We start from the raw sequence: 21,648 nt of genomic DNA, 5'->3' as shown, positions 1-21,648 counted from the left end.
CGGCAAGCCGGAGCGCGCCCATGACAACAACCACCCAGAAGAGCAGTTCGTATCGTCGGCACCAGCCGTTTTATGTCGCCTTTCTCGTCGGCATCGTCGGGCTTGTTCCAGCGGTGATCTTCATGCCGTCGCTGGCGGTTGAAATTGCCGCAATCCTGTTTTTCCTGACCTATCTGGTCATGATCGCCGTGCGGCTGCCGCAACTGACGGCACGGCACCTGAAGGCGCATGCCGATACCGATGACCTGCCGGCACTTGCGATTACCGGTGTCACGCTTCTCGCTGTCGGTGTTGCCGTGGTCTCGCTGTTTCTGGCATTGAACCATGCGGCTGGACAGACCGTGTGGACACTCTGCCTCGCCTTCGGTTCGGTAATCCTCGGCTGGCTGACCATCCACACTATGACGGCGCTGCATTACGCCCATCTCTACTGGCGCCCGACGACCGTGGACGGCAAGCCGCAGCACCGTGGCGGCATGGATTTTCCCGATACCAAGGAACCCTGCGGTTTCGATTTCCTCTATTACGCGGTGGTCATCGGCATGACGGCGCAAACCTCCGACGTCGCCCTGACCACGACCTCCATGCGCAAGGTGACCTTGCTGCATTCCATCGTTTCGTTTTTCTTCAACACGATCCTCGTCGCCGCTGCCGTGAATGCGGCCGTCGCGCTGGCGGGCTGATCCTTTTTACATTCAAGCATCATCAAGGACTGATCTCATGAATATCATTTCGCAAAATACGGCGTTCGGCGGCATGCAGGGCGTATTTTCCCACACGTCGGAAGCCTGCAAGAGCGAAATGACCTTTGCCGTTTACGTGCCACCGAAAGCGATCAACGAGCCCTGCCCGGTTGTCTGGTATCTTTCCGGCCTGACCTGCACCCATGCGAACGTGATGGAAAAGGGCGAGTACCGCCGCATGGCATCCGAACTCGGCCTGATCATCGTCTGCCCGGACACCAGCCCGCGCGGCAATGACGTGCCGGACGAACTGACCAACTGGCAGATGGGCAAGGGCGCGGGCTTCTACCTCAACGCCACCGAAACGCCCTGGGCCGAGCACTACCAGATGTATACCTACATCACCGAGGAGCTGCCGGCTTATATCGCCACGCATTTCCGTGCGGACATGAACCGCCAGGCGATTTTCGGTCACTCGATGGGCGGACATGGCGCGATGACGATTGCGCTCAAGAACCCGGAGCGCTTCAGGAGCTGCTCGGCTTTCGCACCGATCGTCGCACCGTCTTCCGCCGACTGGTCGGAACCGGCCTTCGAAAAATATCTCGGCGCTGACCGTGCCGCATGGCGCCAGTACGATGCCTGCTCGCTGGTGGAAGACGGCGCGCGTTTCCCCGAATTCCTCATCGATCAGGGCAAAGCCGATGGCTTCCTGGAAAAGGGCCTGCGTCCGTGGCTGTTCGAAGAGGCGGTGAAGGGCACCGATATCGGCCTGACGCTGCGCATGCATGAGCGCTACGACCACTCCTATTACTTCATCTCGACCTTCATGGACGAACATCTGAAGTGGCACGCCGAACGTCTCGGCTAAGACGCCAGAGCGCAGCGCTCTTTTTCACGCGATTTTCGAATTGTCAGGGAAAGAGCGCGGTTGCCAGAGTTGCCGGACCGGGATGATTGAGGCGGAATTCGCGGATCACCCGTTCGGCAACGCCATAGGCCAGTTCCTGCTCGAGCGACTGGCCGTTCAGCCCCACCACCGTCGCGGTGAATTTTGCCTCGGCAATCACCTCGCCCGTAGAGACGGCCGCGGCGCGAACGATGACGCGGGCGGATGCCCTTTCGCCAAACAGCATCGAGGCGCGGGTTACCGATGCAAGGCGGATGGTCAGCACCACGCGCGGCCGCATCTTTTCACGCGCCGTCATCTTGATGGCATTCAGCACCTGCGCATGAATGGATTGCATGAGAGGCGCGGAGACATCGGGCTTTGCCGCCACGAACGCACCGCGCACATCGTAAAGAAGCCGCCCAGCGTCAGTCGCTTCCGGCTCCAGCCGGAAAGACATGAGCGCGAAACACGCCAGCACAAAAATGCCAAGGCGCCCTGGACGAATGGACATGACCTGCGGCTCCCCTAACGTAAGGTAGCCACATATTCGATCATCAGGGTTAAAAAAGCGTCAAGCAGCCGCTTCCAGCGCCGCCAGAAGCCCGGCCGCAGCCCGCATCTCCACCAGCTTGTAGGCGCGGCGTTCCAGCGCTTCTTCGTCTTCGCCCCACTGTTCCGCCGTCCAGTCCTCGTCGAGATGGGCGAGCGCCCAGGCTTCTTCGAGCGTCAGCTCCTCTTCCGCCACGGCCAGCGCCAGAATGGCGGAGCCGGTCAGCGTCGTCATGGTGTGGAGAGCGGCAAGCGCGATCGGCGTATCGTATTTGCGCAGCGTGAAGGCGAAGGCCGACACCGCCTCTTTCGGCTGCTCCTGATGCATGACGCCTTCGATCAGGATGAAACGTGCACCAAGCGTGTTGGCCGCCCAATCCAGAACCGGGTCCCAATGCGTGGCCTGACGTTCCACCAGACGGGCGGGATCGCTGGCGCGATAGCAGAGGAGATCGCTGGAGGAGAACCGCAGGATATCTTCGAACACGGCCTGTGTGTCGCTGGCAATGCCGTCGATTGCCGTATTCACATGGCGCGAAATCGGCATGATCGCCGGATTGACGACCTCCGTCTGCGCGTCCCATTCGTCGCGCAACAGATCGGCCGCAGCCTTCGTCGGCACCGTCAGGCTTTGCTTGGCGGGTGTGCGCAGGGTCTTGCCATCGAGAAGAATGGCAAAACCGCCCTCTTCCGCCTCGACAATCGTCACGTCCTTGTAAAAACGCTTCGGCAAGGGGCGCTGCATCTGCTTTTGGGCGCGCAGGATCGGATCGGGGTGGCTCAGCCCCTCGGAAAGATCGTTCAGGAGATCGCGCATCACACGTCCTTCTTGGTCTCTGGTATCGGCTTAGTCGGGAACATAGGCCGGAATTTCATTGGGATGGCTGACGACAGCGTCTGCGCCGGCTTTCCAGAGATCGTCAACCGAGGCATAACCCCAGGCAACGCCGATCGCCGTTGCGCCCGCAGCCTTGGCCATCTGCATGTCGTAGATGGCATCGCCGATGACGATAGTATCGGCCGGAACCATGCCGGTTTCATGGCAGCATTCCGTGACCATGCCCGGATGCGGCTTGGACGGGCAATCGTCTGCCGTGCGCGATACGATGAAGTGCTGGCGCAAACCGTGCGTGTCCATGATGAGATTGAGGCCACGCCGCGACTTGCCGGTGACAGCGCCCATCAGCACGTCGTCACGGGTTGCCAGCCGGTCGATCATCGGAGCGATGCCGTCAAACAGCGGCTCCTGAAAACCGGCTTCGGCGCGGGTTTCCTGAAAGATCGCCTTGTAATGCGCGGTCATCGCCGTTGCCTCTTCATCGACATGCGGTTTGCCCTGCATGCGGGCAATGGCGATATCGAGGGTGAGGCCGATGATTGCCTTCGTCTCGGAAATATCCGGACGATCGTAACCGAAATGCACGAAGGTGCGCGCCATGACCTCGTGGATCAGGCGCGCGCTGTCGACCAGCGTGCCATCACAATCGAACAGGACCAGTTTCATTCGTCGTCCTTGTCGCCATCAGCCTGGTCGAAACCGAGCAGGTTCCAGGTCTGCACCATGTGCGGCGGCAAAGGTGCCGTGATGCGCAGACGCCCGCCCGAAGGGTGCGGAATGTCGATGTGGCGCGCATGCAGATGCAGACGCTTCTGCACGCCGCCGGGGAAATCCCAGTTCGGATCGTCGATGTAATATTTGGGGTCGCCGATGATCGGGTGGCCCATATGCAGCGCGTGTACGCGAAGCTGGTGCGTGCGGCCGGTGTAGGGCTCCATTTCCAGCCAGGCAAGGTTCTGCGCGGCGGTGTCGATGACCCGGTAATAGGACACGGCATGATCCGCACCGTCTTCGCCATGCTTGGCGATACGCATGCGGTCGCCATCCGGCGTCTGCTCCTTGACCAGCCAGGTCGAAATCTTGTCCTGGTGCTTGCGCGGCACGCCCCTCACCAGCGACCAGTAGGTCTTCTTGGTGTCGCGCTCGCGGAAGGCAGCCGTCAGCTTCTGCGCAGCACCTCGGGTGCGGGCAACCACCAGCACGCCGGAGGTATCACGGTCGAGACGATGCACCAGACGCGGCTTTTCGCCCTTCTGGCTTGTCCACGCTTCCAGCAGGCCGTCAATGTGACGGGTCACACCCGAGCCGCCCTGCACGGCAATGCCGGCCGGCTTGTTGAAGACGAAAACCTTGTCATCTTCATGCAGCAACATGCGCTTCAGGAGATCGCCGTCTTCGGAGTGCTTGAGGTCCTTCGAACCGATCGGGCCGGTCTTGACCTTCGCATCTGATTCCAGCGGCGGAACGCGCACCATCTGCCCCGGCTGCACGCGCGCGTCGGTCTTGACGCGGCCGCCATCGACACGCACCTGTCCGGATCGCATGAGCTTCTGCAACTGACCGAAGCCCAGCCCCGGATAATGTACCTTGAACCAGCGATCGAGGCGCATACCGGCCTCATCGGCCTCGACCTTGATATGCTCGATACCTGCCATAAAAATTCCAGTCTTTCTGTCTGATCGCGCGCTCACGTCATCGGCGCGCCGTTTGGATCAGCCTTTAGAGCAAACTGCGTCCCAAGGCCAGCCCGGCAAAAACAGCAACGATCGAAACAACCAGTGTGGCGATGATGTAAACTGCCGAAAGGCTGAGGGCGCCGCGTTCGAACAGGGCAACAGCATCGAGCGAGAAGGACGAAAATGTCGTGAAGCCACCGAGCACTCCGGTAACGATGAACAGGCGCATTTCCGCCGATGCATTCAGGCGCCGGGCGATCAGTTCGACCAAAAAGCCGATCAGGAACGATCCCGCGACATTGACCACCAGCGTACCCCAGGGGAAGGCAGGCCCGGCAACGCGCATGCTCCACACGCCGACGAGGTAGCGAAAAACCGAACCGATGGCGCCACCTGCAGCGACGAGTGCGATATTCAGCATCGATAATGTCTCCGGTCTAAAAAAAGATATGGCACGCCCGGACCATGGATGGAGAGCGCGGAAGGCGCCAACGACTTACCGTGCCGACGCGCCGATTTCACTAAAATTCAATTAAACAACCGCCTCCCGATTTAGCTTCACGGCAAGAGGTCATCGGTATTGTTAAGCTTTCATGACATCGGCAGCAGGGGCCGGAGGGTGAATGACACAGGTTCTTTCAGTTTCGGCGACCACGGCCGCCTATGCTCTTGAAGCACAAAAGCCCGTACAGCGCGTGTCGCGCAAAAGCGAAGTAGAGCACGCCATTGAAGAACTGGCGCGCAAGGCCGAAACGGGCGACGACTTTCAGCTCAGAGGATTGATGACAGCCGTGCGCCCACCGGCGCTGACGCTCTACTTCCTCACCGCCGCCAGTCAACGGCAGGAACCGCAGACGACGCTCTCAGAGGCCGTGGAGGCTTACGACGACAACAGCGGCAACAAAAACCCTGAAAGCGACGGCTCCAATCAGGATATCGCAGAGATCTTATAGCCCGATCTCCGGGCACTGTCTGACGCCAGGATCGAGACCGCCGCAGCCATGCTCCGGCGGTCGTTTTGTTTCAATCAATTGTGCTGATGCTGGTGTTCATCGCCACCCTTGGCCGAACCGACAGACAAAATGACCTCTGCCTTGCCTGCCTTTTCAAAGGTCAGCGTCAGCGGGATCTTGTCGCCATCGGCGAAAGGCTTCTGTACGTTGAAGAACATGAAGTGCAGACCGCCGGGTTTCAGCTCCACCGTCTGACCGGCCGGGATAACGATACCGTCGTCGAGCTTGCGCATCTTCATGACGTCATTGACCATAGCCATTTCGTGCATTTCCGAGCGACCGGCTGCAGCGGTTTCGACCGCAACCAGCTTGTCATCGGCCGTGCCGGTGTTCTTGATGGTGACGTAACCGCCGCCGACCGGCTGTCCCGGCAGCATGGCCCTGGAGACGCCGCCCGACAGTTCCAGGCTGCCGACGGTGACGACATCGGGTGCCGCCGCCATCGCCGCGTGGTCATGGTGCCCCTCGCCTTCGGTCTTCGCGGTCACGCGGATCACCGGTGCCGGGTTCTTCAGCGAATGGGGATCGACGCCCGCTGCCGCGACCTCATCCCAGGCGACCTTACTTTTGTCGCCGCAAAGCTGCGTGACCTTGAAGGCGAGGTTGCCGCCGGCCTCTACGCCGGAAACCTTACCCTGCACATTGAAGGTGTCGTAAAACTCATCCGGCAGTTCGCCGCCCTTCCAGCGGATTTCCACCGGACCGCTTTTGATCTCCTGCCCATGGTTCTTATAGGCCTTCTGGTAATCGCCCTTGATGATTTCCAGTTCCCAGCCGGCCTTGGGCTGCGGCTTGGCGGCAATGAAACCTTCCGGCAGCACCATGCGCACTTCCGTGGTGGCAAGGCCGCCATCGCAGCCGTGCGGCACCTGCAGCGCTGCAACGATGGTGCTTTCCTGCTCTGCCGAGCCATTGACGAAAGACGTGTGCGCAAATGCCTGCGCGGTGGAGGCTGCGGCGACAAGTGCTGTGCAGGCGATGATCTTGTGTGTTCTCATTTTCCGGTCCTTTGACTGCCGCCATATCAAGGTTCTGGCAGTCTCCCCTATGCCGCAAACGGGCGGCGTTTCTGATCGTTATGCGAGGTCAGGAGAAGAGAACGGGAGGGCCGCGCGCCTTTGGCGTTTCCAGGTTCTGATCATTGTGGACACCGCGCTCGACAGAGAGGCCGTTTTCAAGCCAGGCGAATTCGGTCTGCAGCCAGCTCTCGCCATCCGGCACGGGAACGAGAATGGACGAGGCGAGAAGGCAGGCTTCGCAAAACAGGATGGCGTCGCCGGAGTGATCGCTTTTGCCGTGGTCGACCTTGACGCCTTCGTCGTGCCCGAAGCAGATTTCGGCGAAGGTGCCATCCGGCAGTCTGTAGGTCTCATCCAGCACCGGCTGGGCTGGCGGAAGGGCGAACGACTTGTGGGAAAAACCGAGCGACAGCATCAGCACGGCGCAGAGGATGCGCAGCACCTTTTCCGTCGATGTCAGCCGAGCGTTCCATCCCATCGTCATGATCAAGGCGATACAGCGCTTTGCGGCGCGGAGCAAAGGGGAAATTGCCGCAAAGGGCCTGTCGGCGTGGGAACAATCGTCGCAGGGGAGCATTTTAATGGCGGCATCGCTCTTTCAGAGGAGGCAGACACATGCCGGCAAAATCCAAGGCACAACAGAAAGCCGCAGGCGCGGCACTGGCCGCAAAACGTGGCGAAACCAGCAAATCCAGTTTACAAGGTGCTTCAAAAGACATGGCTAAGTCCATGACAGAAAAAGAACTTGAAGATCTGGCATCGACCAAGCGCAAGGGCCTGCCGGAGCGAAAGGGCGACTGACCGTAAAGCGCCTGAGAATGGGGCATTCGCCGTTTTTTTGGGCGATGGCGCAGATAGAGCAAGAATCTGTTCAGTTGCGGCATTTGGTCCTTGCCAAGAGAGGGCCTTCGCAGATAATGAGCGTCGCATCATCGTTGGGAGAAACCGCTTGAGTGCGGTGCCGAAGGAGCAACCGCCCCGGAAACTCTCAGGCAAAAGGACCAGCGAAGATGACGGAACTCTGGAGAGAAGCCACCTTTCACAAGGACGGCTCGCCGAAGGGATAACAATCTCAGGCGACAAGGACAGAGGGGGCTCTTGAAACCGGCGCTTTTGCGTCACGACCTGAGCCCGCGCGTTTTCCGCGCAACCCTGGAGGCGTCCTTGGACGATACCGCCGCTCTTAAAGTTACCCCGCTTCATTCGTTGCACCTGTCGCTTGGCGCCCGCATGGTTCCATTCGCCGGTTACGACATGCCTGTGCAGTACCCGGCCGGCGTTTTGAAAGAACATATCCAGACGCGCACAGCCGCCGGTGTGTTCGATGTGTCCCACATGGGCCAGGTCATCGTCAAAGCCAAATCCGGCAACAATGCCGACGCGGCGCTGGCGCTCGAAAAGCTGGTACCGGTCGATATTCTCGGCCTGAAGGAAGGTCGCCAGCGCTACGGTTTCTTCACCGACGAAAACGGCTGCATTCTTGACGACCTGATGATCACCAATCGCGGCGATCATCTGTTCGTTGTCGTCAATGCTGCCTGCAAGGACGCCGATGTCACCCACATGAAGGCGCATATGAGCGAGACCTGCGACATTACCCTTCTCGACGATCGGGCGCTGATTGCGCTGCAGGGACCGCGTGCGGAAGAGGTTCTGGCCGAACTCTGGGCCGGCGTTTCGGAAATGAAATTCATGGACGTGCAGGAAGTGCCGCTGCATGACGTTGCCTGCATCGTCTCGCGCTCCGGTTACTCCGGCGAAGACGGCTTCGAGATTTCCGTGCCGGCCGACAAGGCCGAAGAAATCGCCAGGGCGCTGCTCGAACATCCCGATTGTCATCCGATTGGCCTTGGCGCGCGTGACAGCCTGCGCCTTGAGGCCGGTCTTTGCCTTTACGGCAACGACATCGACACCACGACCTCGCCGATCGAAGCATCACTCGAATGGGCGATCCAGAAGGTGCGCCGCCTCGGTGGCGACCGTGAAGGCGGCTTCCCCGGTGCCGAGCGCATTCTGGGCGAACTGACCAGCGGCACAACGCGTCGCCGTGTCGGCCTGAAGCCGGAAGGCAAGGCACCGGTGCGCGGCCATTCGAAGCTGTTTGCCGATGCGGAAGGCAAGACCGAAATCGGCGAAGTGACCTCCGGCGGCTTTGGCCCCACGGTCGAAGGCCCGGTTGCCATGGGTTACGTGCCCACCGACTACGCTGTTGCCGGCAAGGCGATCTTTGCGGAAGTGCGCGGCAAGTATCTGCCGGTGACCGTTGCCGCCCTGCCCTTCATCACGCCCACCTACAAACGATAGTCTTTCTTCAAAACTCCCGGAGATTACCCGATGCTGAAATTTACCGAAGAACACGAATGGCTGAAGATCGAAGGCGATGTCGCCACCGTGGGCATCACCAGCCATGCCGCCGAACAGCTCGGCGACCTCGTATTCGTCGAACTGCCGGAAGTCGGCTCCACCTTTGCCAAGAACGGCGAAGCAGCCACTGTTGAAAGCGTCAAGGCGGCATCCGACGTCTATTGTCCGCTTGACGGCGAAATCACCGAAATCAATCAGGCCATCGTTGACGATCCTTCTCTCGTCAACTCCGATCCGCAGGGTGCCGGCTGGTTCTTCAAGCTGAAGCTTTCCAACGTTGCGGATGCCGATGCGCTGCTCGACGAAGCAGCCTACAAGGAGCTGATCGCGTAATGACGACGCCCACCGAATTCCATTTCACCGACTATCAGCCCTATGATTTCGCCAACCGGCGTCACATCGGGCCGTCGCCGTCGGAAATGGCCGAGATGCTCAAGGTTGTCGGCTACAAGAGCCTCGACGCCCTGATCGACGCGACCGTTCCGGCTTCCATCCGCCAGAAGACGCCACTCACCTGGGGTGCGGCTCTGACCGAGCGCGAAGCTCTCGACCGCCTGCGCGAAACGGCCAACAAGAACCTCGTCCTGACCTCGCTGATCGGCCAGGGCTATTACGGCACCATCACGCCGCCGGTCATCCAGCGCAACATTCTGGAAAACCCGGCCTGGTACACGGCCTACACGCCCTACCAGCCAGAAATCTCCCAGGGTCGTCTTGAAGCGCTGCTGAACTATCAGACGATGGTGTGCGACCTGACCGGTCTCGACGTTGCCAACGCATCGCTTCTCGATGAGGCGACCGCGGCTGCCGAAGCCATGGCCATGTGCCAGCGCGTCGCGAAGTCCAAGGCGACCGCCTTCTTCGTGGATGCCAACTGCCACCCGCAGACCATTGCCCTGATCGAAACCCGTGCAGCACCGCTCGGCTGGAAAATCATCGTCGGCAACCCCTTCACCGATCTCGATCCGGTGGACGTGTTCGGCGCGATCTTCCAGTATCCCGGCACGCACGGCCATGTCAGCGACTTCTCCGGCCTGATCGCCCGTCTGCACCAGACCGGCGCCATCGCTGCCGTCGCTGCCGACCTTCTGGCCCTGACGCTGCTCAAGTCCCCCGGTGAAATGGGTGCGGATATCGCCATCGGCTCGTCGCAGCGCTTTGGCGTTCCCGTCGGCTACGGTGGTCCGCATGCGGCCTACATGTCGGTCAAGGACGCGCACAAGCGCTCCATGCCTGGCCGTCTGGTCGGCGTTTCCGTCGATGCACGCGGCAACCGCGCCTATCGTCTGTCGCTGCAGACCCGCGAACAGCACATCCGCCGCGAAAAGGCGACGTCGAACATCTGCACCGCACAGGTGCTGCTGGCTGTCATGGCCTCGATGTACGGCGTGTTCCACGGCCCACAGGGCATCAAGGCGATTGCCCAGCAGACCCACCAGAAGGCGGTTCTGATGGCCAAGGGTCTGGAAAAGCTCGGTTACAAGATCGAGCCGGAAACCTTCTTCGACACCATCACCGTGGATGTCGGCCACATGCAGGGCGTTATCCTGCGTTCGGCCGTGGCGGAAGGCGTGAACCTGCGCAAGGTCGGCGCCACCAAGATCGGCATGAGCCTTGACGAGCGGACCCGCCCGGCAACGCTGGAGGCCGTCTGGCGTGCCTTCGGCGGCAACTTCGAGATTGCCGATTTCGAGCCGGATTATCGTCTGCCGAAGGATCTGCTGCGCACCAGCCAGTACATGACGCATCCGATCTTCCACATGAACCGCGCCGAAAGCGAGATGACCCGTTACATCCGCCGTCTTTCGGACCGTGACCTGGCGCTCGACCGCGCGATGATCCCGCTCGGTTCCTGCACCATGAAGCTGAACGCGACAGCGGAAATGCTGCCGATCACCTGGCCGGAATTCTCCGACATCCATCCCTTCGTGCCGGCCAACCAGGCGCTCGGCTACAGGGAAATGATCGACGATCTCTCCGAAAAGCTGTGCTCGGTCACCGGTTACGACGCCTTCTCCATGCAGCCGAATTCCGGCGCGCAGGGCGAATATGCGGGTCTTCTGACCATCCGTAACTTCCACCTTGCCAATGGCGACACGCACCGCGACGTCTGCCTGATCCCGACGTCGGCGCATGGCACCAACCCTGCCTCCGCACAGATGGCCGGCATGAAGGTGGTTCCAGTCAAGGCACGCGAAAACGGCGACGTCGATATCGACGATTTCCGTGCAAAAGCAGAGCAGTACGCAGAAAACCTCTCGTGCTGCATGATCACCTATCCTTCCACGCACGGCGTGTTCGAGGAAACGGTGCGCGAGATCTGCGACATTACCCACAAGTATGGCGGCCAGGTCTATCTGGACGGCGCGAACATGAACGCCATGGTCGGTCTTTCCCGTCCCGGCGACATCGGTTCGGATGTCTCGCACCTCAACCTGCACAAGACCTTCTGCATTCCGCACGGCGGCGGCGGTCCCGGCATGGGCCCGATCGGCGTCAAGGCGCATCTGGCGCCGTTCCTTCCCGGCCATCCCTCGACGGACGGACGCGAGGGTGCGGTTTCGGCAGCACCGTTCGGCTCTCCGTCGATCCTGCCGATCTCCTGGAGCTACTGCCTGATGATGGGCGGCGAAGGTCTGACGCAGGCAACCAAGGTTGCGATCCTCAACGCCAACTACATCGCGGCACGGCTGAAGGGCGCTTACGACGTGCTCTACAAGTCGGAAACCGGTCGCGTGGCGCATGAGTGCATCATCGACACCCGGCCGCTGGCCGATAGCTGCGGCGTGACGGTGGACGATGTTGCCAAGCGTCTGATCGACTGCGGTTTCCACGCGCCGACCATGAGCTGGCCAGTTGCCGGCACGCTGATGATCGAGCCGACGGAATCCGAAACCAAGGCGGAAATCGACCGCTTCTGCGATGCCATGCTGGCCATCCGCGAGGAAGCCCGTGACATCGAAGAAGGACGCGCGGACAAGCTCAACAACCCGTTGAAGAATGCCCCGCACACCGTCGAAGATCTGGTCGGCGAATGGGACCGCCCCTACAGCCGCGAACAGGCCTGCTTCCCGCCCGGCTCGTTCCGCGTCGACAAATACTGGTCCTCGGTCAACCGCATCGACAACGTCTTCGGCGACCGCAACCTGATCTGCACCTGCCCGCCAATGGAAGCTTACGCCGAAGCGGCAGAATAAGGTCTGAAACCTTCACCTTGGAAGGCCCGGAGCGATCCGGGCCTTTTTCGTTCTGGATGAGCATTCCGTGCTACAGGTGACTTCGGGAGTTTTGCGGTGATGGAGGGGGAATGCGTCTGATTTGCCTGAACGGCTGGGGTGGAAAACTGCATGGGGAGATGATTGCCTATCTCGCGGCGGCCGATCCGGATATTCTCTGCCTGCAGGAAGTCATTCATACGCCAGCGGCGACGCAGGCGTGGTTGATGTATCGCGATCATGGCACCGATCTGGTGCAGCGGGCCAATATGCTCCGTGATGTGGCCGCTACCCTGCCCGATCATCTGGCCGTGTTCTGCCCGGCAGCACAGGGCGATCTCTGGGAAGGCGAGACGCGATATGACGCGCAATGGGGACTGGCGACCTTCGTGCGCAAATCCATTGCCGTGATCGGACAGGCACAGGGTTTCGTGCATGGGGCGTTTTCCGCCGATGGATATGGCGCGCATCCGCGCTCACGTACCGCACATGCCATTCGTGTTTTCGATTTTGCGACGGGACGGCCGGTCGTGATCGCCCATATGCACGGGCTCCGGGATCTCCAGGGCAAACACGACACGCCGGAGCGACTGGCGCAGGCACAACGCCTCGTCCGGCTCGTGCGGAACGTGGCGGAGGATGGCGACCGGATCATCGTCTGCGGCGATTTCAACGTTCTGCCAGACAGCGAGACCTTCGCCGTGCTGAAAGAACTCGATCTTGTGGAGCTGGTCACGGGGCGTGGTTTTACCAGCACGCGCACCTCCCACTACACCAAACAGAACCGTTATGCTGACTACATGCTGGTCAATCCGGTTGTAAACATCGACAATTTCGATGTCGTGACCTGTCCGGAAGTCTCGGATCATTGTCCTCAACTGATTGATTTAACTTAGAAATCACCCGTCTGCTCTGCGCATCATTGACGCAGGACAATACTGTGAACAGAGAGCGGATTGTCATTCGCCCAGGTCTGACGATATAAGGGCGCCTCGCTACGGCGTTTTTCCCATTTACAACCTGTCCAACGGCTTATGCTTTCCACCGTCGTCACATCGCTGAGCATTGTTGTCGTGAGCCTGCTTTTTGGCGTCGCGCTTCTGGTGGCGTGGCGTCAGTTCGGGTTGAAGCAACACGCGATGATCTGGGCGCTGTCCTTCATGTCGTCGGCCATCGGCCATGGTTTGCGCATCGTTGGCGGGCTGATGCCGGAGCAGCAATATCTGACGGCGATGCTGGCCTGCCATGCCTCCATCGGCAGTTTCGCACTGCTGGCCTGGGGTTTCCGTCTCAGGGCTGGCAGGGATAATCGCGGTGTCGCGATCACCTGGATCGTCTCGACGCTGTTCATTCTGGTAGCCTGGGCGTTCCAGCTGACCGAATGGCGCATGTTTTCGCGCATGGCGACCGCCATTGCCGACGCCGCCTTCGTGGGCATCATCGTTTACACCCTGCGCGGCGCCACCGGCATTGCGCTCACTGTCCGGCGCATTCTCACCGTTTACGGCCTCTACATCAGCAGTGTCGCAATTGCCGCCTGGCTTGCGCGGGTGGGCGGCGAAATCGCCGACGCCAGCTTTATCGTCGTATTGTCGATCGGCACGCCGACCGGCATGATCGGAACCGGTATTCTGACGCTGATGATCGTGGCGGCCGATCTTGCCAAGGAACTGAAACGCCAGGCCCGCCATGACTACCTGACGGGTGTGTTGAACCGGCGTGGTTTTGAAGAAGAAGTGGAAAGGCGGATTGCACTTCGCCACACTCCACGCGGAATTGTCGTCGTCACCGATATCGACCGGTTCAAGACCGTCAACGACCGCTTCGGCCATGCGGCCGGTGACACCGTGATCAAGCGTTTTGCCGACCATATTGATAGCTTTGCGGGCGTGGATCACCTTGCCGCACGTATGGGTGGGGAAGAGTTTGCGCTGTTCCTGTCCAGGGCGGACATGAAGGATGCCCTGAAACTGGTCGAGACGATCCGTGAAGGTGTTCCGGCGCTGTTTGCCGATTGCGAGAGCGATCTGCCGATTACCGCAAGCTTCGGTCTGGCCTTCATCAATCCCGGCGAAAGCTTTTCCTCCGCCTATGCACGCGCCGATGTTGCGCTTTACCAAGCCAAGAACACCGGCCGCAACAGGACAATGGTTGCGGACGCGCTTGCCGCGTAAGGCTTACCGCACCAGTCGGATATCGCTTGTCACCACCGTCTTGCCGGTCTTGCCGTCCTTGTCGGTTGTGCGCAGTCTGAGGCCGTTCGCACCGACCTTTTCGATGGTCATTGCGGCCACGCGGTCACCATTGATATCGCGGTTCCAGCGCACAGTCAGGTTGATGGCATTTCCCCGGCGATTGCCTGACAGCGCCGAAGGGCGGCCGGACGGACCGGTATAGGTGCCTGTGTAGCGCGCCCCGCTGGCGGTCAGGTCAGCCGCGATGGCGCGGTTGACGACAACCAGTCCACGGCAATTGCCTGACATGCTCAGGGCAGCACTTCGGGCATCCGAATTCAACGTGCAATTCACTGAAATGGCCGGTGCACCGATGCGGGTGATGACCGTTCCCTTGCCCGTCCACGTGCCTTCAAGGGACGAGAGAAATGCGCTTTCGTCAGCGGCGGCGGGCTGGGCTGCCACGATACCGGCGAGTGTTAACAGGACTGCGGCTGTGCGTTTCATGGCGTCGATCCGTAAGTTTAGACGGACGGTAACTCGCTGAACCGGACAAATGTTCCTGTGCCACGGCAGGCTTTTCACCGGTTTTTACAAGCAACATGCGCGATCAGGCTTTTTAGTTTTCCAATGCAACCAAATCCGGCGGCATCTGTTCTTCGCGAACCTCGATGACGCCAAGCATCACCACCGCTATATTTCCGGAGCACTTCTCATGACGGCCCTCAGCGTTTCTGCGCCGCAAGGCAGCCCCTCGGCCGGTCATTCCTCTGGCGGTGCGCCGCGAGCCGGCGGCCTCTCCGACCGCACCCTGTTTGCGCTTGCTGCGCTGAACTTCTTTCTTGCCGATGCGCGGGATGGGCTCGGTCCGTTTCTCGATGCCTTTCTTGCCACGAACGGCTGGTCTTCGCTGTCTCTCGGTCTCATTGCCACGGTTGGCGGCCTGGTCGGCCTGATCGCCACGCCGCTCTGCGGTGCACTGGTGGATGGCACGAGCTGGAAACGGATGCTGATTGCCGTGCCTGTGGTGCTGGTCACCATCGGCGCCCTTATCACGCTGATTTTTCCCGATGTCTGGATCGTCTGGACGGGACAGATCATGACCGCCGTGGTGGGTGCTGTCGTCGCACCTGCCCTTGCCGGTCTCACACTTGGCCTTGTCGGTGAGCGCCTGTTTTCACACCAGATATCGCGCAACGAGTTCTGGAACCATGGCGGCAACTTCGCCTCGCTGTTTGCGACCTATGTCGCCGTGTCCTTCTTCGGCCTGCATGGGGTCATCGGCCTGATGTTGCTCACGGCTGTTGGCGCACTCATCGCCACCGCCGCCATAGATCCGCACCGTATCGATCACAAGGTGGCGCGCGGTCTTGGCGAGGACAAGGGCGAGCCCGGCCCTTCCGGTTTCAAGGTGCTGCTGCAGGAACGCGGCCTGATCTTCCTCGCCATCATTCTGCTGGTCTTTCATTTCGGCAATGCGCCAATGGGCCGGCTGATCGCCCAGGACTTTGCCATCGAGCTGCAGACGCCGTTCCGCACCACCGCGATCATCACCGGCGTCGCGCAATTCGCGATGATCTTCGTTGCTGCCCTGGCACCCTGGCTGATCCGCCGTTTCGGACTTGCAACGGTGTTTCTGATTGCGCTGATTGCCCTGCCGCTCCGGGGTTTTCTGGCATCGGCCTTCACGGATTTCTGGGTGATCTTTCCGGTGCAGTTTCTGGACGGTATCGGTGCTGGTCTGCTCGGCATCGTCACACCTGTGGCAGCCGAGCGCATTCTCAAGGGTACCGGACGCTTCAATGTCGGCCTTGCCAGCGTCATGACGGTGCAGGGCATCGGTGCGTCACTCAGCAACGTGGTGGCAGGCTGGCTGGTGACGCAGGGCGGCTACTCCCTGTCCCATCTCGTCGGCGGCGGAATCTCGGCCATCGCCATTGGCCTCTTTCTTATCTACCGCAACGAAATCGCGCCGAAGGAGCATGATGAGGCGGCAGAGGCTTCACACGGCCAATAAAAAAGGAGGCCGTGGGGCCTCCTTCAAAATCTCGGTCTGTGGCGCGGCTTAGCCGACGAATGCACGTTCGATGACGAATTCTGCCGGCTTGTTGTTGGCGCCTTCCGTCAGGCCCGCTTTTTCGAGCAGCGCCTTGGTGTCCTTCAGCATGGCCGAGGAACCGCAGATCATGCCGCGGTCGATCGCCGGATCGAAAGCAGGCACGCCAAGATCGGCGAACACCTTGCCGTTTTCGATGAGGTCGGTAATGCGGCCGGTGAAGGCGTAATCTTCACGGGTGACCGTGGAGTAGAGCTTCAGCTTGTCGCCGACGATTTCGTTCAGGAACTCGTGGTTCTTGATTTCTTCGACCAGATCGAAACCGTATTTCAGTTCGGCCACATCGCGGCAGGTATGGGTCAGAATGACCTCATCGAACTTTTCGTAGGTTTCCGGGTCACGGATCAGGCTTGCGAAGGGCGCAATGCCGGTACCGGTGGAAAGCATGTAAAGACGCTTGCCGGGGGTCAGCGCGTCGAGAACCAGCGTGCCTGTCGGCTTCTTGCGCATCAAGACCGTGTCGCCGGGCTTGATGGCCTGCAGGTGTGAGGTCAAAGGACCATCGGGAACCTTGATCGAGAAGAATTCCAGTTCCTCATCCCAGGCCGGGCTTGCGATGGAGTAAGCACGGTAGATCGGCTTTTCGCCAACCATCAGGCCGATCATGGCAAACTCGCCCGAACGGAAACGGAAACCGGCCGGCCGCGTCATGCGGAAGCAGAACAGGTGATCGGTGTAATGCTCCACCGAAAGAACCGTCTCGGCGTAAACACCATCAGGTATCTTGATCGCGAAATCTTCCGTCTTGGCTGGCGCGTTCATTTCTAGTTCCGTCCATATTCGATAAGCGACATTCTCCGACCGGGCAATTATACCATTTCTGCCCGGTTTTGAAGGCATGAGAATGCCAATACTGCCATGCATTCAGGAAATATGTATCTAAAACTCATATTTCCATGGCGACGCGTCACACAGCGACGCGGCGTCGCCAGCTATAGGTCTCGTTACCGGTCGCGGCACGGGCCGTCGGCTGGTAATAGACGTCGATCGCCGGAAGCCGGTTTTCCGACAGGCGGCGGATAGCGGTTTGGTTGGTCACTGCAAAGCTGGTGAAGCCGGTGCGCAACATCAAGGGCACCTGGTCGATCAGCACATCGCCAACCGCCCTCACCTCGCCGGTAAAGCCGAGACGGCTGCGCAGCAGCGAGGCATGGCTGAAACCACGCCCGTCGTTGAAGGCCGGGAAGCTGACCGCCACCAGGCCAATACGGTCGAGATATGGCTCAAGCTTCGTCACGTCGTCGGCGGGCGCAATCAGCACGCCCAGACCAACATCGTTGCTTTCGCCCACGCGCGTCAGAAAGGCGTCGAGCGGCAGAAGAACCTTCTGGCCGTCCTCGGCCTTCACCTCTTCCGTTTCGATCACCCAGGGATCGTTTTCGACGAAACCGCTTTCGTTCCAGATCTTTGTCATCGTCTTGGTCTCCTCAGGCGGCTTCGGCGGCAGAGCCATAGAGCGCATCCTTGAACGGCTGCGGGCCCACACGGCGGTAAGCTTCGAGGAAGGTTTCTTCCTTCGACTGGCGAAGACCGAGATAGGTATCGACGATGGTTTCCACCGCGTCGGTGACCTTTTCCGGTTCGAAACCGCGACCGATGATTTCGCCGATCGACGTGTTTTCGTCTCCGGAACCGCCAAGCGTGATCTGGTAGAGCTCAGCACCCTTCTTTTCCACGCCAAGCAGGCCGATATGGCCGACATGGTGGTGACCGCAGGCATTGATGCAGCCGGAAATCTTGATCTTCAGTTCGCCAATTTCAGCCTGACGCTCCGGTGCGCCGAAACGCAGCGAAAGTTCCTGGGCAACCGGAATAGAGCGCGCATTGGCGAGCGCGCAATAGTCCAAGCCGGGACAGGCAATGATATCGGTAATGAGACCGGCATTGGCGGTTGCAAGATCCGCACCGACGAGCGCGCGGTAAACCGGCTCCAGATCGGCCAGCGCCACATGCGGCAGGATGATGTTCTGCTCGTGGCTGATACGGATTTCGTCGAAAGCGTATTCTTCGGCGATATCGGCCACCAGATCCATCTGCGCATCCGAGGCATCACCCGGAATACCGCCGATCGGCTTCAGCGAAATCGTCACCATGCCGTAGTCGGGATGCTGGTGCGGCGCGACGTTCTGCTCGACCCAGCGTGCGAAACCTTCGTCGGCACGCTTCCAGCGGGCCAGGCTTTCCCAGCCTTCCGAACGGTCCTTCAGTTCCGGCGGCGCGAAATAGGTGGTGATCGCGGCGATATCGGCGTCGGGCAGCTTGAGTTCGCCGTTCTTCAGTTCGGCAAATTCAACCTCGACCTGGCGCGCCAGTTCTTCGGCACCGGTCTCATGTACCAGGATCTTGATGCGCGCCTTGTACTTGTTGTCGCGACGGCCATGCAGGTTATAAACGCGCATGATGGCCGTGGTGTAGGACAGCAGGTCTTCTTCCGGCAGGAAGTCGCGGATCTTCTTGGCGATCATCGGCGTGCGGCCCTGACCGCCGCCGACGTAAACGGCAAAACCGATCTCGCCCTTGTCGTTCTTTTTCAGATGCAGACCGATATCGTGGACCTGAATGGCGGCGCGGTCACGCTCCGCACCCGTGACGGCAATCTTGAACTTGCGCGGAAGGAACGAAAATTCCGGGTGAACCGACGACCACTGGCGCAGGATTTCGGCGTAAGGACGCGGATCGGCCACTTCATCGGCGGCTGCACCGGCAAAATGGTCTGCGGTGACGTTACGAATGCAGTTTCCGGAGGTCTGCAGCGCGTGCATTTCCACACTGGCCAGCTCGTCAAGAATATCCGGCGTGTCGGCCAGGCGCGGCCAGTTGTACTGGATGTTCTGGCGCGTGGTGAAATGGCCGTATCCACGGTCATACTTGCGGGCAATGTGCGCCAGCATACGCATCTGCTTTGAATTCAACGTGCCATAGGGAATGGCAACACGCAGCATGTAGGCGTGCAATTGCAGATAGACACCGTTCATCAGGCGCAGCGGCTTGAAGGCATCTTCAGCGAGTTCTCCGGACAGGCGGCGGGCCACCTGATCGCGAAATTGCTCAACACGGCCCTGAACGAAAGCGTGGTCGAACTCGTCGTAACGGTACATCGTATTCCTCAGACTGCGATAAATGCTGCATCGGCCGGCTTGAAGCCGGTGGCGTATTGAACGGTGGGGCCGGCCGCACGGATGCGTTCGCGCAGGCGGGTCGGCCACAGGCGACCATTTTCCTCGACGACATCGACAATGTTGACGTCAACGACCTTGTTGGCGGAAAAATCGCGTTTGCCGATTTCCTCCAGCGAAGCAATGGCTTCCGCATGGCGCGCCACCAGGGAGTTCTGGAGGTTTTCCGTCCATTCTCCGTTGGCATCCAGCCAGACGGCAATGCCATCGTCCAGACGGTTGGCGGTCAAAACCTTGTCAGCCATTCTCATACTCCCGCTTAAGGTCCCTGGTACTTGCCGAAAGAGCAAGAGCCTCAGACCTGTCAAAATTGGCGCCCGCGACGGCATCGCCGATGATAACCATGACCGGGCCGGTCAGTTCATCACGATGTTCCAGATCGGGCAAATCCTTCAATGTGCCATGCAGCAGCTTGCGATCGGCACGGCTGGCGTTCTCGATCACGGCAACCGTGGTTTCAATGCCAAGACCGGCATCCATCAGGCGGGTCGCGACCGAAGCGGCAACGCTGCGGCCCATGTAGACAGCAATCGTCGCACCCGAGACGGCCAGTCGTGCCCAGTCGGGCAGCACGTCGCCGGTCAGGTCGTGACCGGTGGTGAAGATCAGCGACGAGGCAACGCCACGCAGTGTCAGCGGCAATTCGAAATCGGCAGCCGCAGCAAAGGCCGAGGTGATACCGGGTACGATCTCGTAACCGATACCGGCATGGCGCAGAGCCGCCATTTCTTCACCTGCACGGCCATAGACCAGGGGGTCGCCGGATTTCAGACGGACGACGCGTTTGCCTTCCTGTCCCAGGCGCACCAGCAGGCGATTGATCTCGTCCTGCGACTTGGTGTGACAGCCCTTGCGCTTGCCGACAGAAAGACGCTCCGCGTCACGGCGGCCCATATCGACAATGGCCTGCGGAACCAGCGCATCATAAACGATGACGTCGGCTTCCATCAGAACGCGCTGGGCGCGCAGCGTCAGAAGATCTTCCGCGCCCGGACCTGCACCGACCAGCCAGACATGGCCTTCACTGCGCTCAGGCAACTGCAGCAGGCTTTCCGCGCTACGGCGAGCAGCGGTTTCATCACCCACGGCAACCGCATCCGCGACGCGGCCGGAGAAGAACCGACGCCAGAAGTTGCGGCGCAGAGCGCCCTTCGGAACATTGTCTTCGGCAGCATCGCGATAATCGACGGCAAGGCGTGCGAGCCTGCCAAGCGACGGTGACAGCATCTGGTCGATACGCGCCCGGATCATCTGCGCAAGAACCGGGCCGGCGCCTTCCGTGCCGATGGCAACGGCAACAGGTGCACGTGTGACCAGAGCGGGCGTGAAGAAATCGCAAAACGCAGGCTGATCGACCGCATTGGCCGGAATTTTTCTGCCGCGCGCTTCCGTCACGATCTGGCGGTCGAGGCTTTCATCGCCGGTCGCGGCAAAGACCAGCGTTGCGCCATCGATCAACTCGGCGGAAAAGGCGAGCGGGCGATGGTCTATGCCGTTCTCCACGAGATAACGCTTGAATGCGTCCTCAGGCTGATCGGCAAAAGCGACGATATGCGCGTTGGTGTTGGAGAGCAGCCGGACCTTGGCGAAAGCTTCGTCGCCATTTCCGAACACGATAACGACCTTGCCTTCAACGCGGAAAAACGCGGGGAAAGTGGAGAGCCGTTCATCAGCTTGCGGAAAGCGGATATGATTATTCATGCCACATGTATCCCGCATTTGCCGCGAGGAATGAAGAAACAGAAATTCATGCCGTTCGCGCGGTTGGATTTTTATTTCTCGACCGGTGGGGTTTTTGAGGAAATCCAACCGCAAGGGTTTTTACCCAAGACGAATCCCGCCTTGCATCCCTTGACAAAAGCGGCTTCGAGCCAAAAAAGAGGACATTGTTTTCTAACGGCATTCCGCTCGGAAGCCGCTTTCCGTTCCGCCG

General features: G+C 60.2%; 23 protein-coding genes and 1 riboswitch. Of the genes, 10 read left to right on the top strand and 13 right to left on the bottom strand.

The genetic code is table 11. The features are described from left to right. Positions 1-20: 20 nt before the first annotated feature. Both HWX89_RS02150 and fghA read left to right on the top strand, forming a co-directional pair. Positions 21-683, top strand: a complete 663-nt coding sequence (locus tag HWX89_RS02150; protein WP_138795416.1) for a DUF1345 domain-containing protein — start codon at positions 21-23, stop codon at positions 681-683. Between the two features lie 37 nt (positions 684-720). Next, positions 721-1,554: an S-formylglutathione hydrolase gene (gene fghA, locus HWX89_RS02145; RefSeq protein WP_138795417.1), complete on the top strand. Its 834-nt coding sequence runs from the start codon at positions 721-723 to the stop codon at positions 1,552-1,554. Positions 1,555-1,597: 43 nt separating this feature from the next. On the opposite strand, the gene HWX89_RS02140 is transcribed toward fghA, so the two are convergent. The 5 genes from HWX89_RS02140 to crcB form a co-directional block, all read right to left on the bottom strand. Then, the gene (locus HWX89_RS02140) at positions 1,598-2,086 is read right to left on the bottom strand and encodes a hypothetical protein (protein WP_138795418.1); all 489 of its coding nucleotides are present in this window, start codon (positions 2,084-2,086) and stop codon (positions 1,598-1,600) included. A 60-nt stretch (positions 2,087-2,146) separates the two neighbouring features. Beyond that, positions 2,147-2,941: an ATP12 family chaperone protein gene (locus tag HWX89_RS02135; protein ID WP_138795419.1), complete on the bottom strand. Its 795-nt coding sequence runs from the start codon at positions 2,939-2,941 to the stop codon at positions 2,147-2,149. A gap of 30 nt (positions 2,942-2,971) precedes the next feature. Beyond that, positions 2,972-3,628: an HAD family hydrolase gene (locus HWX89_RS02130; protein ID WP_138795420.1), complete on the bottom strand. Its 657-nt coding sequence runs from the start codon at positions 3,626-3,628 to the stop codon at positions 2,972-2,974. Then, positions 3,625-4,617 carry an RluA family pseudouridine synthase gene (locus tag HWX89_RS02125; RefSeq protein ID WP_138795421.1) on the bottom strand — a complete coding sequence of 331 codons (993 nt, stop codon included), beginning with the start codon at positions 4,615-4,617 and terminating at the stop codon, positions 3,625-3,627. Before HWX89_RS02125 ends, HWX89_RS02130 begins: the two co-directional genes overlap by 4 nt. Positions 4,618-4,681: 64 nt before the next feature. After that, positions 4,682-5,059, bottom strand: coding sequence for a fluoride efflux transporter CrcB (gene crcB / locus HWX89_RS02120; protein WP_138795422.1), 378 nt, complete (start codon positions 5,057-5,059; stop codon positions 4,682-4,684). 202 nt (positions 5,060-5,261) lie between these two features. Here crcB and HWX89_RS02115 point away from each other — a divergent pair, with 202 nt between their 5' ends. After that, positions 5,262-5,591 (top strand): hypothetical protein, encoded by a 330-nt coding sequence (locus HWX89_RS02115; protein WP_138795423.1) that lies wholly within the window; start codon positions 5,262-5,264, stop codon positions 5,589-5,591. Positions 5,592-5,665: 74 nt separating this feature from the next. Here the strand turns inward: HWX89_RS02115 and HWX89_RS02110 are convergent, their stop codons facing one another. After that, on the bottom strand, positions 5,666-6,649 hold the full coding sequence (locus HWX89_RS02110; RefSeq protein ID WP_138795424.1) for a copper chaperone PCu(A)C domain-containing protein: 984 nt from the start codon (positions 6,647-6,649) through the stop codon (positions 5,666-5,668). 88 nt (positions 6,650-6,737) lie between these two features. Further along, a complete protein-coding gene (locus HWX89_RS02105) occupies positions 6,738-7,154 on the bottom strand; it encodes a hypothetical protein (RefSeq protein ID WP_502707567.1) in 417 nt (138 codons plus the stop codon). A 131-nt stretch (positions 7,155-7,285) separates the two neighbouring features. On the opposite strand from HWX89_RS02105, the gene HWX89_RS02100 reads away from it, so the two are divergent. From HWX89_RS02100 to HWX89_RS02075, 6 genes are all read left to right on the top strand, one after another. After that, positions 7,286-7,471, top strand: a complete 186-nt coding sequence (locus HWX89_RS02100) for a DUF3008 family protein (RefSeq protein WP_138795426.1) — start codon at positions 7,286-7,288, stop codon at positions 7,469-7,471. 125 nt (positions 7,472-7,596) lie between these two features. Next, positions 7,597-7,684, top strand: a riboswitch (glycine riboswitch). A 150-nt stretch (positions 7,685-7,834) separates the two neighbouring features. Beyond that, entirely contained in the window at positions 7,835-8,974 is a 1,140-nt protein-coding gene (gcvT, locus tag HWX89_RS02095; RefSeq protein ID WP_138795427.1) for a glycine cleavage system aminomethyltransferase GcvT, read from the top strand. A gap of 30 nt (positions 8,975-9,004) precedes the next feature. Then, on the top strand, positions 9,005-9,367 hold the full coding sequence (gene gcvH, locus HWX89_RS02090; protein WP_138795428.1) for a glycine cleavage system protein GcvH: 363 nt from the start codon (positions 9,005-9,007) through the stop codon (positions 9,365-9,367). Beyond that, positions 9,367-12,231 carry an aminomethyl-transferring glycine dehydrogenase gene (gene gcvP, locus HWX89_RS02085; protein ID WP_138795429.1) on the top strand — a complete coding sequence of 955 codons (2,865 nt, stop codon included), beginning with the start codon at positions 9,367-9,369 and terminating at the stop codon, positions 12,229-12,231. The genes gcvH and gcvP overlap by 1 nt, the downstream gene beginning before the upstream one ends. A 110-nt stretch (positions 12,232-12,341) precedes the next feature. After that, entirely contained in the window at positions 12,342-13,145 is an 804-nt protein-coding gene (locus HWX89_RS02080) for an endonuclease/exonuclease/phosphatase family protein (RefSeq protein WP_138795430.1), read from the top strand. Between the two features lie 177 nt (positions 13,146-13,322). Further along, positions 13,323-14,423 carry a GGDEF domain-containing protein gene (locus HWX89_RS02075; protein WP_353505651.1) on the top strand — a complete coding sequence of 367 codons (1,101 nt, stop codon included), beginning with the start codon at positions 13,323-13,325 and terminating at the stop codon, positions 14,421-14,423. 3 nt (positions 14,424-14,426) lie between these two features. On the opposite strand, the gene HWX89_RS02070 is transcribed toward HWX89_RS02075, so the two are convergent. Continuing rightward, positions 14,427-14,930, bottom strand: coding sequence for a hypothetical protein (locus tag HWX89_RS02070; protein WP_138795432.1), 504 nt, complete (start codon positions 14,928-14,930; stop codon positions 14,427-14,429). Positions 14,931-15,138: 208 nt separating this feature from the next. Between HWX89_RS02070 and HWX89_RS02065 the strand changes: the two genes are divergently transcribed. After that, a complete protein-coding gene (locus HWX89_RS02065; RefSeq protein WP_138795433.1) occupies positions 15,139-16,440 on the top strand; it encodes an MFS transporter in 1,302 nt (433 codons plus the stop codon). A 48-nt stretch (positions 16,441-16,488) separates the two neighbouring features. Here HWX89_RS02065 and HWX89_RS02060 read toward each other — a convergent pair whose 3' ends face one another. The 5 genes from HWX89_RS02060 to cysG all read right to left on the bottom strand — a co-directional run bounded on the left by HWX89_RS02060 (position 16,489) and on the right by cysG (position 21,416). Beyond that, positions 16,489-17,301 carry a ferredoxin--NADP reductase gene (locus HWX89_RS02060; protein ID WP_138795434.1) on the bottom strand — a complete coding sequence of 271 codons (813 nt, stop codon included), beginning with the start codon at positions 17,299-17,301 and terminating at the stop codon, positions 16,489-16,491. Between the two features lie 145 nt (positions 17,302-17,446). After that, a complete protein-coding gene (locus tag HWX89_RS02055) occupies positions 17,447-17,953 on the bottom strand; it encodes a DUF934 domain-containing protein (RefSeq protein WP_138795435.1) in 507 nt (168 codons plus the stop codon). Positions 17,954-17,966: 13 nt separating this feature from the next. Next, positions 17,967-19,637: a nitrite/sulfite reductase gene (locus HWX89_RS02050; protein ID WP_138795436.1), complete on the bottom strand. Its 1,671-nt coding sequence runs from the start codon at positions 19,635-19,637 to the stop codon at positions 17,967-17,969. A gap of 8 nt (positions 19,638-19,645) precedes the next feature. Then, on the bottom strand, positions 19,646-19,960 hold the full coding sequence (locus tag HWX89_RS02045; RefSeq protein ID WP_138795437.1) for a DUF2849 domain-containing protein: 315 nt from the start codon (positions 19,958-19,960) through the stop codon (positions 19,646-19,648). After that, positions 19,953-21,416: a siroheme synthase CysG gene (cysG, locus tag HWX89_RS02040; protein WP_138795438.1), complete on the bottom strand. Its 1,464-nt coding sequence runs from the start codon at positions 21,414-21,416 to the stop codon at positions 19,953-19,955. The genes HWX89_RS02045 and cysG overlap by 8 nt, the downstream gene beginning before the upstream one ends. Positions 21,417-21,648: the final 232 nt, after the last annotated feature.

This window comes from Rhizobium sp. RM (assembly GCF_013390595.1).
In the GTDB taxonomy this organism is placed as follows: Bacteria; Pseudomonadota; Alphaproteobacteria; order Rhizobiales; family Rhizobiaceae; genus Agrobacterium.
The sequence above is the reverse complement of the archived record's forward strand: the minus strand, read 5'-3'. Positions and strand labels throughout refer to the sequence as shown.